The following is a 15982-nucleotide window of genomic DNA, read 5'->3' on the forward strand; positions in this document are numbered from 1 at the left end:
CTGGTTGAGGTACAGATGGCAACGCAGGACAAGCTCCGCGACTATCTCCAGCGCGCCACCACCGATCTGCGGCAGGTCAAACGCCGGCTGCGGGAGGTGGAGGCACGCGAGCACGAGCCGATCGCGATCATCGGCATGAGCTGCCGCTACCCCGGCGACGTGACCTCCCCCGAGGAGCTGTGGGACCTGGTGGCCGCCGGGGACGACGGCATCAGCGCCTTCCCCGTCAACCGTGGCTGGGACCTCGACAACCTGTACGACCCCGAGCCCGCCACCCCCGGCAGGACGTACGCGCGCGAAGGCGGCTTCCTGCACGAGGCCGACCTGTTCGACGCCGACTTCTTCAAGATCAGCCCCAAGGACGCCCGCGAGACCGATCCACAGCAGCGCATCCTCCTGGAGACCTCATGGGAGGCCCTGGAGCGCGCCGGAGTCGATCCGCTCTCCCTCAAGGGCAGCCTCACCGGAGTGTTCGCGGGCGTCGTCTACCACGACTACGCCTCGGACGGCGGTACCGGCGGCCTGGCCAGCGTCGCGTCCGGCCGGATCTCCTACACCCTCGGCCTCCAGGGCCCGGCCGTCACCGTGGACACCGCCTGCTCCTCCTCGCTGGTGGCGCTGGACTGGGCGGTCAAGGCCCTCCGGGCGGGCGAGTGCACGCTCGCCCTGGCCGGAGGGGTGACCGTGATGGCGACCCCCACCTCCTTCGTCGGCTTCAGCCAGGAACGCGGCCTCGCCCCGGACGGCCGGTGCAAGTCCTTCGCCGCCGCCGCCGACGGCACCGGCTGGGGCGAAGGAGCCGGCATGCTCGTCGTCGAACGCCTCAGCGACGCGCGGCGCCACGGCCACCCGGTGCTGGCCGTGGTCCGGGGCAGCGCCGTCAACTCCGACGGTGCCTCCAACGGCCTCACGGCGCCCAACGGCCCCGCCCAGCAACGGCTCATCCGGCAGGCACTCGCCTCCGCGCAGCTCACCGCCGACCAGGTCGACGCCGTCGAGGCGCACGGCACCGGCACCACGCTCGGCGACCCCATCGAGGCGCAGGCCCTGCTCGCCACGTACGGGCAGGACCGCCCCGCCGACCGGCCCCTCCACCTCGGATCGATCAAGTCGAACATCGGACACGCCCAGGCGGCGGCCGGAGTCGGCGGCGTCATCAAGATGGTGCAGGCCATCCGCCACGGCGTCCTGCCGAAGACCCTCCACATCGACGAGCCGACCCCCGCCGTCGACTGGTCGGCCGGCAACATCTCCCTGCTGACCGAGGCGCGCCCCTGGCCCGACCACGGGCGCCCGCGCCGCGCGGCGGTCTCGGCGTTCGGCCTCAGCGGTACGAACGCCCACGTCATCATCGAAGAGGCCCCACCGGAACCCGGGCCGACCGAAGCGCCCGAACCGACCGAACAGCCTCCCGCGTCGGCCGCCTCCTCGACACCCGCCCCCGCGCCCGCGCCCACGCTCACCCCGCTGCCCCTCTCCGCGAAGACCCCCGAGGCCCTGCGCGACCAGGCCGCCCGGCTGCTCACACACCTCCGGACGGCGGCCCCGGAGGCCGGCGGCCCGACCGTCCCGGACCTCGGCTTCTCCCTCGCCACCACCCGCGCCGCCCTCGAACACCGCGCCGTGCTCCTCGCCTCCGGCCACGACGAACTCCTCAGCGGACTCACCGACTTGGCGACGGGCGACGGGACGACCGCCCTGCGGGCATCCGCCGAGGTGTCGGGTTCGACGGCGTTCTTGTTCTCGGGTCAGGGTGCGCAGCGGTTGGGGATGGGGCGTGAGTTGTACGGGCTGTTTCCGGAGTTTGCGCGTGTGCTGGATGGGGTGGTGGGGGAGTTGGATGTGCGGTTGGGGTGTTCGTTGCGTGGGGTGATGTGGGGTTCGGACGGGGAGTTGCTGGATCGTACGGAGTTCGCTCAGGCGGGGTTGTTCGCGGTGGGGGTGGGGTTGTTCGGGTTGTTGGGGTCGTGGGGTGTGCGGCCGGGTGTGGTGGTGGGGCATTCGGTGGGGGAGATCGTGGCTGCTCATGTGGCGGGGGTGTTCTCGTTGGGTGATGCGGTTGATCTGGTGGTGGCGCGGGGTCGGTTGATGCAGGCGTTGCCGGTGGGTGGTGCGATGGCGGCTGTGGGGGTGTCGGAGGACGAGGTGCGGCCGTTGTTGTCGCATGAGGTGGCTCTTGCCGCGGTCAATGGTCCGTCGGCCGTGGTGGTGTCCGGGTCCGGTGAGGGGGTGTCGCGGATCGTGGATCATTTCGCGGCGTCGGGGCGCAGGACCAAGTGGTTGAGGGTGTCGCATGCCTTCCACTCCCCGTTGATGGAGCCCATGCTCGCCGAGTTCCGCGAAGTCGCGGCCAAGGTGACGTACCACCGGCCCCGACTGCCCCTCGTGTCGAACATCACCGGACAGCTCGCCGGACCCGACGAACTGACCACGCCCGACTACTGGGTCCGGCACGTACGGGAACCCGTCCGCTTCCGCGACGGCGTACGGACCCTGTACGCCGAAGGGGCACGCGTCCTCCTCGAACTCGGCCCGGACGCGGCACTCACCCCCATGGCCGCCGACTGCCTCCCCGAGGACGAGGGCCACCACACCGTGTGCGCCCCCGCGCTCAGAAGGGGACACGGCGAGGAACGCACCCTGGTGTCGGCCGTCGCACTGGCACACGCCCGCGGCACCGCGATCGACTGGACGGCCTTCTTCGCGGACCGCGGAGCACACCGCGTGGACCTGCCGACGTACGCCTTCCAGCGGCGCGCCCACTGGGCACGTACCGCACCGGCCGTCCCCGCCACCCATGCCGCGACCACTCCGGCCGGCCCGGCGGAAGGGGCCTTCTGGGCGGACGTCGAGCGACAGGACGCCGGCGCACTCGCCGAACGGCTCCACCTGCCGAAGAGCGCCCTGGACGACGTACTGCCCGCGATGGCCCACTGGCACCGGCTCCACCAGGAACGGGCCACACTCGACACCTGGCGTTACCGCGTCGTCTGGCAGCGGTCCGCGCCCGCCGCCCCGGCCGCTTCCCTCGACGGCGGCTGGCTCGTCGTCGTGGCGCGGGGGCAGCGGGACGATCCCCGCACCACGGCGGTCCTGACCGGCCTCACCGCCCGGGGCGCCACCGCCCACGCCGTCGAGATCGCCCCCGGCACCGACCGCGCCGCGACGGCCGAACTGTTCGCCGCCCGGCCCGGGACCACAGGCGTGCTCTCCCTGCTGGCACTCGACGACCGCCCCGACCCCGCCCACCCGCCCCTGTCGCACGGCATGACCGCCACCGTCCTCCTCGTACAGGCGCTGACGGACACCGCGAGCACCGCGCGCCTCTGGTGCGCCACCCAGGGCGCCGTCGCCACCAGCGGCTCACCCGAACTCACCGCACCCGCACAGGCCCCCGTCTGGGGCCTCGGCGGCGGCCTCGCCCTCGACCACCCCGACACCTGGGGCGGCACCGTCGACCTCCCCGCCACCCTGGACGCCACCGCCGTGGACCGCCTCTGCGACGTACTGGCCGGCACGTCCGGCGAGGACGCCGTCGCGATCCGCCCCCACGGGACACTCGCCCGCCGCCTCGTCCGGGCACCCGTCGGCGACCGGCCCCCGCGCCGCACCTGGCAGCCCCACGGCACCGCCCTCATCACCGGCGGTACCGGCGGACTCGGCGCCCACGTGGCACGCATGCTCGCAGCGGACGGGATCGAACACCTGCTGCTCATCAGCCGGAGCGGCGGCGCGGCGCGGGGCGCCCGGGAGCTGGCGGCCGAACTCGGAACGACCGGGACCAGGGTGACCCTCGCCGCCTGCGACGTCACCGACCGCGAGGCGCTGCGCGCGGTCCTCGACGCGGTACCCGCCGAACTCCCCCTGACCACCGTCGTGCACGCGGCCGGTCTCATGCAGCGCATGGCGCCCCTCACCGACCTCACCACCGACGAGTTCGCCGAGGTCGGCCACGCGAAGGTCACCGGCGCCCTGCACCTGGACGAACTGCTCGGAGACCGGCCGCTGGACGCCTTCGTCCTCTTCTCCTCGGGCGCCGCCGTCTGGGGCAGCGCCGGACAGGGCGCCTACGCCGCCGCCAACGCCCACCTCGACGCCCTCGCCCACCGGCGCAGAGCACAGGGGCGCACCGCCACCTCGCTGGCCTGGAGCTCCTGGGAAGGCGGCATGGTGGACGCCGGGATCAGCGCCATGATGGAACGCATCGGTGCCCCCGCCATGGACCCGGCACTCGCCGTCGGCGCCCTGCGCCAGGCCCTGGAACACGACGAGAGCCACCTGGTCGTCGCCGAGTTCGACTGGTCGCGCTTCGCACCGACGTACACCCTGGCCCGCCCCCGGCCGCTGCTCGACGCGCTTGACGAGGTACGGGAGATCCTGGCGCCGGACACCGGCACGGCGGCACCCGACGCGACCTCCCTCATGGCGGAGCTGGCCGGACTGACCACCGCCGAACGCGGCCGGGCCCTGCTGGACCTCGTGCGCACCCGCGTGGCCGCACAGCTCGGCTACGACTCCCCGGCCCAGCTCGACCCCCAACGCGCCTTCGAGGACCTCGGCTTCGACTCCGTGGCCGCCGTCGAACTCCGCCGGACCCTGACCGCCGCCACCGGCACCCGGCTGCCCGCGACCATGGTCTTCGACCACGCCACCCCCACCGCGCTCGCCGACCACCTCCACACCCGGCTCTTCCCGGACGGCGACACCTCCGCCCTGCCGCTGCTCGCCGAGGTGGACCGGTTCGAAGACCTCGTCCTGGCCTCCGACATCGACGAGATACGCGGCAGCCGCATCACGTCCAGGCTGCGGACGCTCCTCGACAAACTGTCCGACCGGCGGAGCGGCGAGGAGACCCCCGCGGCGGAGAGCACGCTCGAATCCGCCTCCGCGGAGGACGTCCTCGCCTTCATCGACCAAGAACTCGGCCTCGCCTGACACGGGCACGCTGCCGGCATCTGACCCAAAGGAATCGGTGAGACCCGACATGGCTAACGACGAGAAGATCCTCGACTACCTCAAAAAGGTGACCGCCGACCTCCAGCGGACGCGCCGCCGCCTGCACGACGTCGAGGCCCAGGCACAGGAACCCATCGCCATCGTGGCCATGGGCTGCCGCTACCCGGGCGGGATCACCACCCCCGAGGAACTGTGGCGGCTCGTCGCCGAGGGCCATGACGCCGTGTCCGGCATGCCCGACGACCGGGGCTGGGACCTCGAACAGCTCATGAGCCAGGACCCCGGCCGGACCGGCACCAGCTACGTCCACCAGGGCGGATTCCTCCGGGGCGCCGCCGACTTCGACGCCGGGTTCTTCGGCCTCAGCCCCATGGAGGCCGAAGCCACCGACCCCCAGCAGCGCCTCAGCCTCGAAGTCGCCTGGGAAGCCTTCGAGCGCGCCGGCATCGACCCCGAGACACTGCGCGGCGGCCGGGTCGGCGTCTTCATGGGCTCCGGCATCCAGGACTACGGCGACTTCCCGGAAGGCGTCCCCGAGTCCGTCGAGGCGTACATGGCGACCGCGCGCGCCGCCTCCGTCATCTCCGGCCGCATCTCGTACACCTTCGGTCTCGAAGGCCCCTCCTTCACCGTCGACACCGCCTGCTCCTCCTCCCTGGTCGCCCTGCACCTCGCCGCGCAGGCACTGCGGCAGGACGAGTGCGGCCTCGCCCTGGCCGGCGGTGTGATGGTGATGTCGACCCCCGCGCCCTTCGTCGCGTTCAGCAAACAGCGCGGCCTGTCCCCGGACGGCCGGTGCAGGGCGTTCTCCGACAGCGCCGACGGAACCGGCTGGGCCGAGGGCGCCGGAGTCCTCCTCCTGGAACGCCTCTCGGACGCCCGCCGCAACGGACATCCCGTGCTCGCCGTCATCCGCGGTTCGGCCGTCAACTCCGACGGCGCGAGCAACGGACTCACCGCCCCCAGCGGCCCCTCCCAGCAGCGCGTCATCCGCCAGGCACTCGCCAACGCCCGGATTCCCGCCGCCCACGTCGACATCGTCGAGGCCCACGGCACCGGCACCACGCTCGGCGACCCCATCGAGGCGCAGGCCCTCCTCGCCACGTACGGGCAGGACCGCCCCGCCGACGACCCGCTGCGCCTCGGCTCGTTCAAGTCGAACATCGGGCACGCCCAGGCGGCGGCCGGCGTCGGCGGTGTCATCAAGATGGTCATGGCGCTGCGCAACGGCCTGATGCCGAAGACCCTGCACATCGAGCGGCCCACGACCCATGTCGACTGGTCCACCGGTCAGGTCAGCCTGCTCACGGAGGCGGAGCCCTGGAAGGAGCGGGACCACCCCCGTACGGCGGCAGTCTCCGCGTTCGGTCTCAGCGGCACCAACGTCCACCTCCTCCTCCAGGAGACCCCGGAACCCGAGCCCGCGACACCGAAGGCGACGGCATCGGGGCCGGGCGCGGCGAATCCGGCGGTGGCCGGGCCCGGGGCGGTGAATCCGGCGGCGGCGGGGTCCGGTGCGGCGAACAAGCCGGTGGCCAGGCCCGGTTCGACGGACCGGACGGCATCGAGTCCCACAGCATCGAGTCCGACGGTGGCGAGTCCCACGGCATCGAGTGCTGCTGCGGCGAGTCCGACGGCATCGAGTCCCACGGCAGTGAGTCCTGCGGCGGCGAGTCCCGTGGCAGCACGCCCTGCGGCGGCGGACGCTGGAGCACCCGCGCCGGAGGAGGCGGCACCCCGCCCCGTCGTCGACAGCCCCGTGACCCCGTTCCTCGTCTCCGCGCGGAGCGCCGCCGCGCTCGGCGCGCAGGCCGAACGCCTCGCCGCGTACGTCCGGGACAACGCCCCGGCCGACCCGCACGACCTCGGTCACGCGCTGAGCACCACCCGCAGCAGTGCCTTCGAACACCGGGCCGTCGTCCTGGGCCCCACCGACTCCTCCGAAGCGGCGATCGAGGGCCTGCTGTCCGGGCTGGACGCCCTCGCCGCCACCTCGAAGGCCCCGCACGTCGTCCGGGGCACCACGACCGGACCGGCCCAGGTGGCCTTCGTCTTCCCCGGCCAGGGCTCCCAATGGCCCGGCATGGCCGTCGAACTCCTCGCCACCTCACCCGTGTTCGCCGCCCGCATGGCCGAATGCGCCGACGCCCTGGCCCCGTTCACCGACTGGGACCACTGGAACCTCCACGACATCCTGCACCAGCGGCCGGGCGCTCCCACCTTCGACGAGGTCGACGTCGTACAACCCGTCCTGTGGGCCGTCATGGTGTCCCTCGCCGAACTGTGGCGCTCCTTCGGTGTCGAGCCCGCCGCGGTCGTCGGCCACTCCCAGGGCGAGATCGCGGCGGCCTGCGTCGCCGGAGCGCTCACCCTCCAGGACGGCGCCCGCGTCGTCGCGCTACGGAGCCGGATCATCCGCCAGGACCTGGCCGGGCGCGGCGGGATGATGTCGGTCGGTCTGCCCGCCGACCGCGTCGAAGCCGTCCTGGGCGGATGGGAGGGCCGACTCCAGCTCGCCGTCGTCAACAGCCCCGCGTCCACCGTCGTCTGCGGCGAGACCACCGCACTCGACGAGTTGTACGCCCACCTCGACAAGGAGGGCGTACAGGCCCGCCGCATCCCGGTGGACTACGCCTCGCACTCCATGTTCGTCGAAGAGATACGGGACCGGCTGCTGGCCGAACTCGCCGAGGTCAGCCCCCGCCCCTCCACGACCACCTTCTACTCCACGGTGACCGGCCGTCCCATGGACACCAGCGGACTCGACGCCGACTACTGGTACCAGAACCTGCGCCGGACCGTCCGGTTCGAGGACACCACCCGCGCACTCCTCGACGACGGCTTCACCCTCTTCGTCGAAGCCAGCCCGCACCCCGGACTCTTCGTCGGCCTCGGCGAGACCGTCGCCGCCGCCGGAGCGACCGCGACCCCCGTGTGCTCGCTGCGCCGCCACCAGGGCGGCATGGACAGGTTCGTCACCTCGCTGGCCGAGGCGTACACCCACGGGGCCTCGGTCGACTGGACGCCGTTCTTCGACGCCGCCTCCGCGAACCGCGTCGACCTCCCGACGTACGCCTTCCAGCGCGAGCGGTACTGGGCCGCCGCCCCGGCCGCCACCGGGGACGTCGTCGCGGCCGGCCTGGAACCCGCCGACCACCCGCTGCTCGGCGCCGTCGTACCGGCACCCGAGACGGACTCCCTGAGCCTGACCGGCCGGCTCTCCCTGCGCTCGCACCCTTGGCTCGCCGACCACCGCGTGGGGGAACAGGTCTTCTTCCCCGGTACGGGATACGTCGAACTCGCCATCTGCGCGGGCGACTTGGTCGGTTGCCCCGTGATCGATGATCTGGCCCTGGAAGCTCCGCTGGTCCTCCCCGAACGCGCGGGTGTCGCCGTACGCGTCACCGTCGGCGCCGCCGAGGACGACGGCCGACGCCCCGTGACCGTCCACGCCCGGCCGGAGAACGGCGACCAGGCGTGGACGCGGCACGCGGTCGGCACGCTGGCGCCCGAGTCGTTGGCGCGGGAATCGGTGATGCCGGAGTCGTTGGTGGTGGCGGAGGGGGGTGCGTTCGATGCGGTGTCGTGGCCGCCTGCGGGTGCGGTGCCGGTGGATCTGGACGGTTTCTACGAGGCGATGGGTGAGGTGGGCCTCGGTTATGGCCCGGTGTTCCGTGGCCTGACCGCCGCCTGGCGGTCGGGGGACGACCTGTACGCGGAGGTGGCCCTGCCCAACGGAACGGACGTGGACGGCTTCCGCGTCCATCCCGCCCTGCTCGATGCTGCGTTGCATGGGGTGGCGTTGTTGGGTGTGGTGGGTGAGGGTGCTGCGTTGCCGTTTGTGTGGTCGGGTGTGCGGGTTGGTGCGGTGGGTGCTTCGGGTGTGCGGGTGCGGGTGTCTGTGGTGGGTGAGGGTCGGGTGTCGGTGGTGTTGGTTGATGGTGTGGGTGGTGTGGTGGCGTCGGTGGGTTCGTTGGTGTTGCGGTCGGTGGGTGTGGAGCGGGCGGTGTTGGCGGGTTCGGGGGTGGGGCGGTCGTTGTTCGCTGTGGGGTGGGTGCCGGTGTCGGTGTCGGTGTTGGGTGGTACGTCGGATGTGCCGCCGGATGTGGTGGTGTTCGACGCGGTGTGGGGTGTGGGTGTTGAGGGTGTGTCGGGTGGGGTGGTGCGTGATGGGGTGTGTCGTGTGCTGGAGTTTGTGCAGGGGTGGTTGAAGGAGGGGCGGTTTGTGGATTCGCGTTTGGTGGTGCGGACGTGGGGTGCGGTGGGGTTGGAGGGTGAGGGTGTGCGGGATGTGGTGGGTGCGGCTGTGTGGGGGTTGGTGAGGTCTGCGCAGTCGGAGAATCCGGGTCGGATTGTGTTGGTGGATGGTGTGGTGGGTGATGTGGCGGGTGCTGTGGCGTTGGGTGAGTCGCAGGTGGTGGTGCGTGAGGGACGGATGTACGTCGGCCGGCTGGTAGCTGCGACAACGGACGCGGCTGCGGCAGCCGGTGCCGGTGCCGGTGCGGATGGCTCTGTGGTGGAACTGGACGCTGCGGGGACGGTGTTGTTGACGGGTGGCACGGGGACGTTGGGGGCGGTGTTCGCTCGGCATTTGGTGGTGGAGCGTGGGGTGCGGCGGTTGGTGTTGGTGAGTCGTCGTGGTGGTGGGGCTGATGGGGCGGCGGGGTTGGTCGCGGAGTTGGGTGGGTTGGGTGCGGAGGTGGAGGTGGTGGCGTGTGATGTGGCTGATCGGGAGGCGTTGGCGGGTGTGTTGGCGGGGATTCCGGTTGATCGTCCGTTGGTGGGTGTGGTGCATCTGGCGGGTGTGCTGGATGACGGGGTGATCGGTTCGTTGACGGCGGAGCGGGTTGCGGGGGTGTTGCGGCCGAAGGTGGATGCGGCGCTGAATCTTCATGTGCTGACTCAGGGCATGGATCTGTCCCTGTTCACGCTCTTCTCCTCCGTCGCCGGTACGTTGGGCAATGCGGGTCAGGGGAGTTACGCGGCGGCCAACGCCTTCCTGGACGCCCTCGCCGAGCACCGCAGGGCGGCCGGACTCACCGCCCAGTCACTGGCCTGGGGATTCTGGGACGAAGCCAGCGGCATGACCGGAGGGCTCTCCGGAGCGGAGCGCGCACGTATCACCTCGGTCGGCGGTGTCTTCCCCATCGACTCGGAGACCGGCGTCGCCCTGTTCGACGCGGCCGGACAACTCCCGCAAGCCGTCGTCGTGCCCGTACAGCTCGACCTGGCCGCGATCCGTGCCCAGGGAGACAGCAGTCGCGATCTCTTCCGCTCCCTGGTCCCGGTCGTCGCACGACGCAAGGCATCGAGCAGGGCCGAGACGAGCGCTCTTCAGCAGCGCCTCGCGGGGCTCAGCGGGACCGAGCGGGAAGAGGCCGTCCTCGGGATCGTCCTCCAGCAGGTCGCCGACATCCTCGGATACCAGTCGCTCCAGGCCATCGAACCCGAACGAGCCTTCAAGGACCTCGGATTCGACTCACTGCGGGCCGTGGAGTTCCGCAACGGGGTCGCCGAGGCCACCGGGCTTCGCCTCCCCGCCACGGTCGTCTTCGACTACCCGAGCCCGGTCACACTCGCCCGTCACCTGCTCGGTGAACTGCCGGGAACGGATGCACACCGCCCGGCCACAGGCTCCCGTCCGCGGAACGCCACCACGGCCGTCGGCCCGGACGACGAGCCGATCGCCATCGTCGCGATGGCGTGCCGCTACCCCGGAGGCATCGGCTCACCCGAAGACCTCTGGCGCGCCGTGTCGGAAGGCGCCGACCTGATCGGGGACTTCCCCACCGACCGCGGTTGGGACCTGCGCAAGCTGTACGACCCCGAGGGAACGCGTCCGGACACCAGTTACGTGGCCCGGGGCGGCTTCCTCGACGACGCGGCCGGCTTCGACCCGGCCTTCTTCGGGATCAGCCCGAACGAGGCGCTGATCATGGACCCGCAGCAACGACTGCTGCTGGAGACGTCCTGGGAAGCGTTCGAACGGGCCGGCATCGACCCGCTGTCCCTCAAGGAAAGCCGTACCGGTGTGTTCGCCGGGATGATGTACCACGACTACGCCCACAACGCGAGTACCGGCGGCATCGCCTCCGGCCGCATCTCGTACGTACTCGGGCTTGAAGGTCCGTCGATGACGGTGGACACGGCGTGTTCGTCGTCGTTGGTCGCTCTGCATCTGGCGATTCAGGCGTTGCGGTCGGGTGAGTGCTCGCTCGCGTTGGCGGGTGGTGTGGCGGTCATGGCGATGCCCGAGGTCTTCGTGGAGTTCAGTCGTCAGCGCGGTCTGTCGAAGGACGGCCGGTGCAAGTCCTTCGCGGGTGCGGCGGATGGTGCCGCGTGGTCGGAGGGTGTGGGCGTTCTGCTGGTGGAACGGCTGTCCGACGCGCGGCGCAATGGGCATGAGGTGCTGGCCGTGGTGAGGAGCACGGCCGTGAACCAGGACGGCGCGAGCAACGGCCTGACGGCTCCCAACGGCCCGTCGCAACAGCGAGTCATCCGCGCAGCGTTGGAGCTGGCGGGGCTGACGTCGGGTGATGTGGACATGGTGGAGGCGCATGGGACGGGGACCCGGTTGGGTGATCCGATCGAGGCGCAGGCGTTGTTGGCGACCTACGGTCAGGGCCGTCCGGCGAACGACCCCGTGTGGTTGGGGTCGTTGAAGTCGAATCTTGGTCATGCGCAGGCGGCTGCGGGTGTGGGTGGGGTGATCAAGGCGGTGTTGTCGGTTCGGCATGGGGTGATGCCGAGGACGTTGCATGTGGATGAGCCGACGCCGCAGGTGGATTGGGATGCGGGTGCGGTGGAGTTGTTGACGCTGGCGCGTGAGTGGCCGGTGCGGGATCGTCCGCGTCGGGTGGGGGTGTCGTCGTTCGGTCTGAGTGGGACGAACGCGCATGTGATCGTCGAGCAGGCCCCGACGGTGGTGGAAGAGGCGGTGGTGGAAGAGGAGACACCGGAATCGGCGGTCGTGCCGGTGGTGTTGTCGGCGCGGGGTGAGGGTGCGTTGAGGGGTCAGGCGGCCCGGTTGCTGGAGCATGTCCGCTCCTCGGGTGCGGCGCTTGTTGATGTGGGGTTCTCGTCGGTGGTGTCGCGTGCGGTGCTGGAGCACCGTGCGGTGATCACGGCCGGGGATCAGGAGGAGCTGATCGCCGGGTTGGAGGCTCTGGTCGAGGGTGAGGACTCGGCCTTGGTGGTGCGGGGTGTGGCTCGTGGTGCGGGGTCCACGGCGTTTCTGTTCTCCGGTCAGGGTGCGCAGCGGTTGGGGATGGGCCGGGAGTTGTGTGAGGCGTTCCCGGTGTTCGCGGAGGCGTTCGGTGCGGTGGTCGATGAGGTTGACCTGCTTCTGTCGCGTCCGTTGCGTGGGGTGATGTGGGGTGAGGATGCTGGGTTGTTGGAGCGGACGGAGTTTGCTCAGGCGGCGTTGTTCGCGTTCGAGGTGGCGTTGTTCCGGCTGGTGGAGTCGTGGGGTGTGGTCCCGGATTTCCTGGTGGGGCATTCGGTGGGGGAGATCGCTGCCGCGCATGTGGCGGGGGTGTTGTCACTGGCGGATGCGGCGGCGTTGGTGGTGGCGCGTGGTCGGTTGATGCAGGAGTTGCCCGGGGGCGGTTCGATGGTGGCGGTCGAGGCGTCGGAGGCCGAAGTCATTCCTCTGCTCGATGGCCCGGTGGATATCGCCGCCGTCAACGGCCCGCGTTCGGTGGTCGTTTCGGGCGCCGAAGACGCTGTGGCATCCGTGGTGGAGCACTTCGCCGGTCTGGGTCGGCGGACGAGCGTGCTGCGGGTGTCGCACGCGTTCCATTCGCCGTTGATGGAGCCCATGCTGGCCGACTTCGAGAAGGTGGTCTCGGGTCTGTCGTTCTCCGTCCCGGTACTGCCGGTGGTGTCGGGTCTGACGGGTGGGGTGTCCGAGGAGATCGGGTCGCCGGGGTATTGGGTGCGGCATGTGCGGGAGGCAGTGCGGTTCGCCGACGCCGTCGCGTACACGGCTGCTCGTGGTGTGACGACGTTCGTGGAGATCGGCCCGGATGCGGTGCTGGCCGGCATGGCCGCGCAGAGCGTGGAGGACGGGGTGTTCGTCCCGGCTCAGCGTCGTAGCCGGTCGGAGGCGCAGACAGCGGTCGGCGCCCTGGCACGACTCCACACAGCTGGCGCACGGGTCGACTGGGCGGGGTTCTACGCGGGTTCCGGGGCCCGGCGCGTGGACCTGCCGACGTACGCCTTCCAGCACCAGCGCTACTGGATCAACGGTGAACAGCGTGGCGCGGACATGGAAGCGATGGGCCAGGAGACGACCGGCCACCCGCTGGTGGGCGCTGCGGTGAGGACACCCGGCACAGACGGCGTGCTGCTGACCGGACGCCTTTCCACGGCTACGCACCCGTGGCTCGCCGATCATGCGGTCGGGGACACCATTCTCTTCCCGGGCACCGGTTTCGTGGAGCTGGCGATACGAGCGGGCGCGGAGGTGGAATGCCGGGTGCTGGAAGAGCTCACGCACGAGGCGCCTCTCATCCTTCCCGCCCAGGGAGGTGTCGCTCTACAGGTGGGCGTGGGTGCCCCCGACGAATCCGGTCGCCGCCCGTTGACCGTCCACTCGCGCGACGAAGTCGGTGATACGGAATGGACGCGGCACGCGGTCGGCACGCTGGCGCCGGAGTCGTTGGCGCGGGAGTCGGTGATGCCGGAGTCGTTGGTGGTGGCGGAGGGGGGTGCGTTCGATGCGGTGTCGTGGCCGCCTGCGGGTGCGGTGCCGGTGGATCTGGACGGTTTCTACGAGGCGATGGGTGACGCGGGCCTCGGCTACGGGCCTGCGTTCCGTGGCCTGACCGCCGCCTGGAAGTACGGCGACCAGATCTTCGCCGAGGCCCATCTCCCCGAAGGGACCGAGCCCGGCGCCTTCGCTCTGCATCCCGCTCTCTTCGATGCTGCGTTGCATGGGGTGGCGTTGTTGGGTGTGGTGGGTGAGGGTGCTGCGTTGCCGTTTGTGTGGTCGGGTGTGCGGGTTGGTGCGGTGGGTGCTTCGGGTGTGCGGGTGCGGGTGTCTGTGGTGGGTGAGGGTCGGGTGTCGGTGGTGTTGGTTGATGGTGTGGGTGGTGTGGTGGCGTCGGTGGGTTCGTTGGTGTTGCGGTCGGTGGGTGTGGAGCGGGCGGTGTTGGCGGGTTCGGGGGTGGGGCGGTCGTTGTTCGCTGTGGAGTGGGTGCCGGTGCCGGTGCCGGTGCCGGTGCCGGTGCCGGTGCCGGTGTCGGTGTCGGTGTCGGGTGGTACGTCGGATGTGCCGCCGGATGTGGTGGTGTTCGACGCGGTGTGGGGTGCGGGTGTTGAGGGTGTGTCGGGTGGGGTGGTGCGTGATGGGGTGTGTCGTGTGCTGGAGTTTGTGCAGGGGTGGTTGGAGGACGGGCGGTTTGTGGATTCGCGTTTGGTGGTGCGGACGTGGGGTGCGGTGGGGTTGGAGGGTGAGGGTGTGCGGGATGTGGTGGGTGCGGCTGTGTGGGGGTTGGTGAGGTCTGCGCAGTCGGAGAATCCGGGTCGGATTGTGTTGGTGGATGGTGTGGTGGGTGATGTGGCGGGTGCTCTGGCGTTGGGTGAGTCGCAGGTGGTGGTGCGTGAGGGACGGATGTACGTCGGCCGGCTGGTGACAGCGGGCGTGGATGCGGGCGCGAGCGCTTCGGTGGCGCATCTCGATGGCGCGGGGACGGTGTTGTTGACGGGTGGCACCGGGGCGTTGGGGGCGGTGTTCGCTCGGCATTTGGTGGTGGAGCGTGGGGTGCGGCGGTTGGTGTTGGTGAGTCGTCGTGGTGGTGGGGCTGTGGGTGTGGCGGGGTTGGTCGCGGAGTTGGTTGGGTTGGGTGCGGAGGTGGAGGTGGTGGCGTGTGATGTGGCTGATCGGGAGGCGTTGGCGGGGGTGTTGGCGGGGATTCCGGTTGATCGTCCGTTGGTGGGTGTGGTGCATCTGGCGGGTGTGCTGGATGACGGGGTGATCGGTTCGTTGACGGCGGAGCGGGTTGCGGGTGTGTTGCGGCCGAAGGTGGATGCGGCGCTGAATCTTCATGTGCTGACTCAGGGCATGGATCTGTCCCTGTTCACGCTCTTCTCCTCCGCTGCCGGTACGTTGGGCAATGCGGGTCAGGGGAGTTACGCGGCGGCCAACGCCTTCCTGGACGCCCTCGCCGAGCACCGCAGGGCGGCCGGACTTACCGCCCAGTCACTGGCCTGGGGACCCTGGGCAGCGGGAGGCATGACCGGGGACCTGGACGAGGCCGATGTCCAGAGGATGGGCCGGATCGGTATCCGCGCGCTGTCGTACGACCGTGGCACGGCCCTCTTCGATGCCGCAGAGGCCACAGGCGCTCCTGCTCTGGTCACCATGGACATCGACCTCGCCGCGGCCGAGGCCCGGGGGGCGGCGAATCTGCCCGATCTGTTCAAGGGACTCGTGAGGACCAAGCCCGGCAACCGCTCCGTCCGGGCCGACGGGGCCGGGTCGTTCCGCCTGCGGATGGCCGCCCTGTCCGACGAGGAACGCCAGGAACAGCTGCTGGATCTCGTGCGGGCACACGCGGCTGCCATCCTTGGCTACTCCGGGCCGCTGGCAATCGAGCCGGAGCGGTCCTTCAAGGAGCTGGGCTTCGATTCCCTGGCGGCGGTGGAGTTCCGCAACGGTCTCGCCGAGGCCACCGGACTGCGCCCGCCCGCCACCCTGGTGTTCGACTATCCCAATTCCCTCGGCCTGGCGCAGTACCTGGCTGGGGAAATCCGTCCGGACCTGCTGTCGGATCAGGACTCCGAAACCGACGAGAGGGTCCGCCGCATCCTTCAGGGGATTCCGCTGAAGAGGCTCAGGGATGCCGGTTTGATGGATGTCCTCTTCGAGTTGGCCGGCGTCCGCGAGGAGCCGGAGGACACCGTGAACACGGACGATGAACCGTCGGGCGACGACATCGACTCGATGGATGCCGAGGATCTGATCAATATGGTTCTCGAAGGTGCTGGCCAGGACGACGCGACGCAGGGAATGTGAGTGCAC

2 protein-coding genes are annotated in these 15982 nt (G+C 70.7%); both read left to right on the top strand.

Annotation, left to right across the window (positions count from 1 at the left end; genetic code table 11):
* The first annotated feature begins 15 nt into the window (after positions 1–15).
* Positions 16–4935 (top strand): type I polyketide synthase, encoded by a 4920-nt coding sequence (locus PZB75_RS17350; protein ID WP_275536217.1) that lies wholly within the window; start codon positions 16–18, stop codon positions 4933–4935.
* A gap of 49 nt (positions 4936–4984) precedes the next feature.
* Positions 4985–15976 carry a type I polyketide synthase gene (locus tag PZB75_RS17355; RefSeq protein WP_275536218.1) on the top strand — a complete coding sequence of 3664 codons (10992 nt, stop codon included), beginning with the start codon at positions 4985–4987 and terminating at the stop codon, positions 15974–15976.
* Positions 15977–15982: the final 6 nt, after the last annotated feature.

The sequence above is a fragment of the Streptomyces sp. AM 4-1-1 genome, assembly GCF_029167625.1.
Lineage (GTDB): Bacteria > Actinomycetota > Actinomycetes > Streptomycetales > Streptomycetaceae > Streptomyces.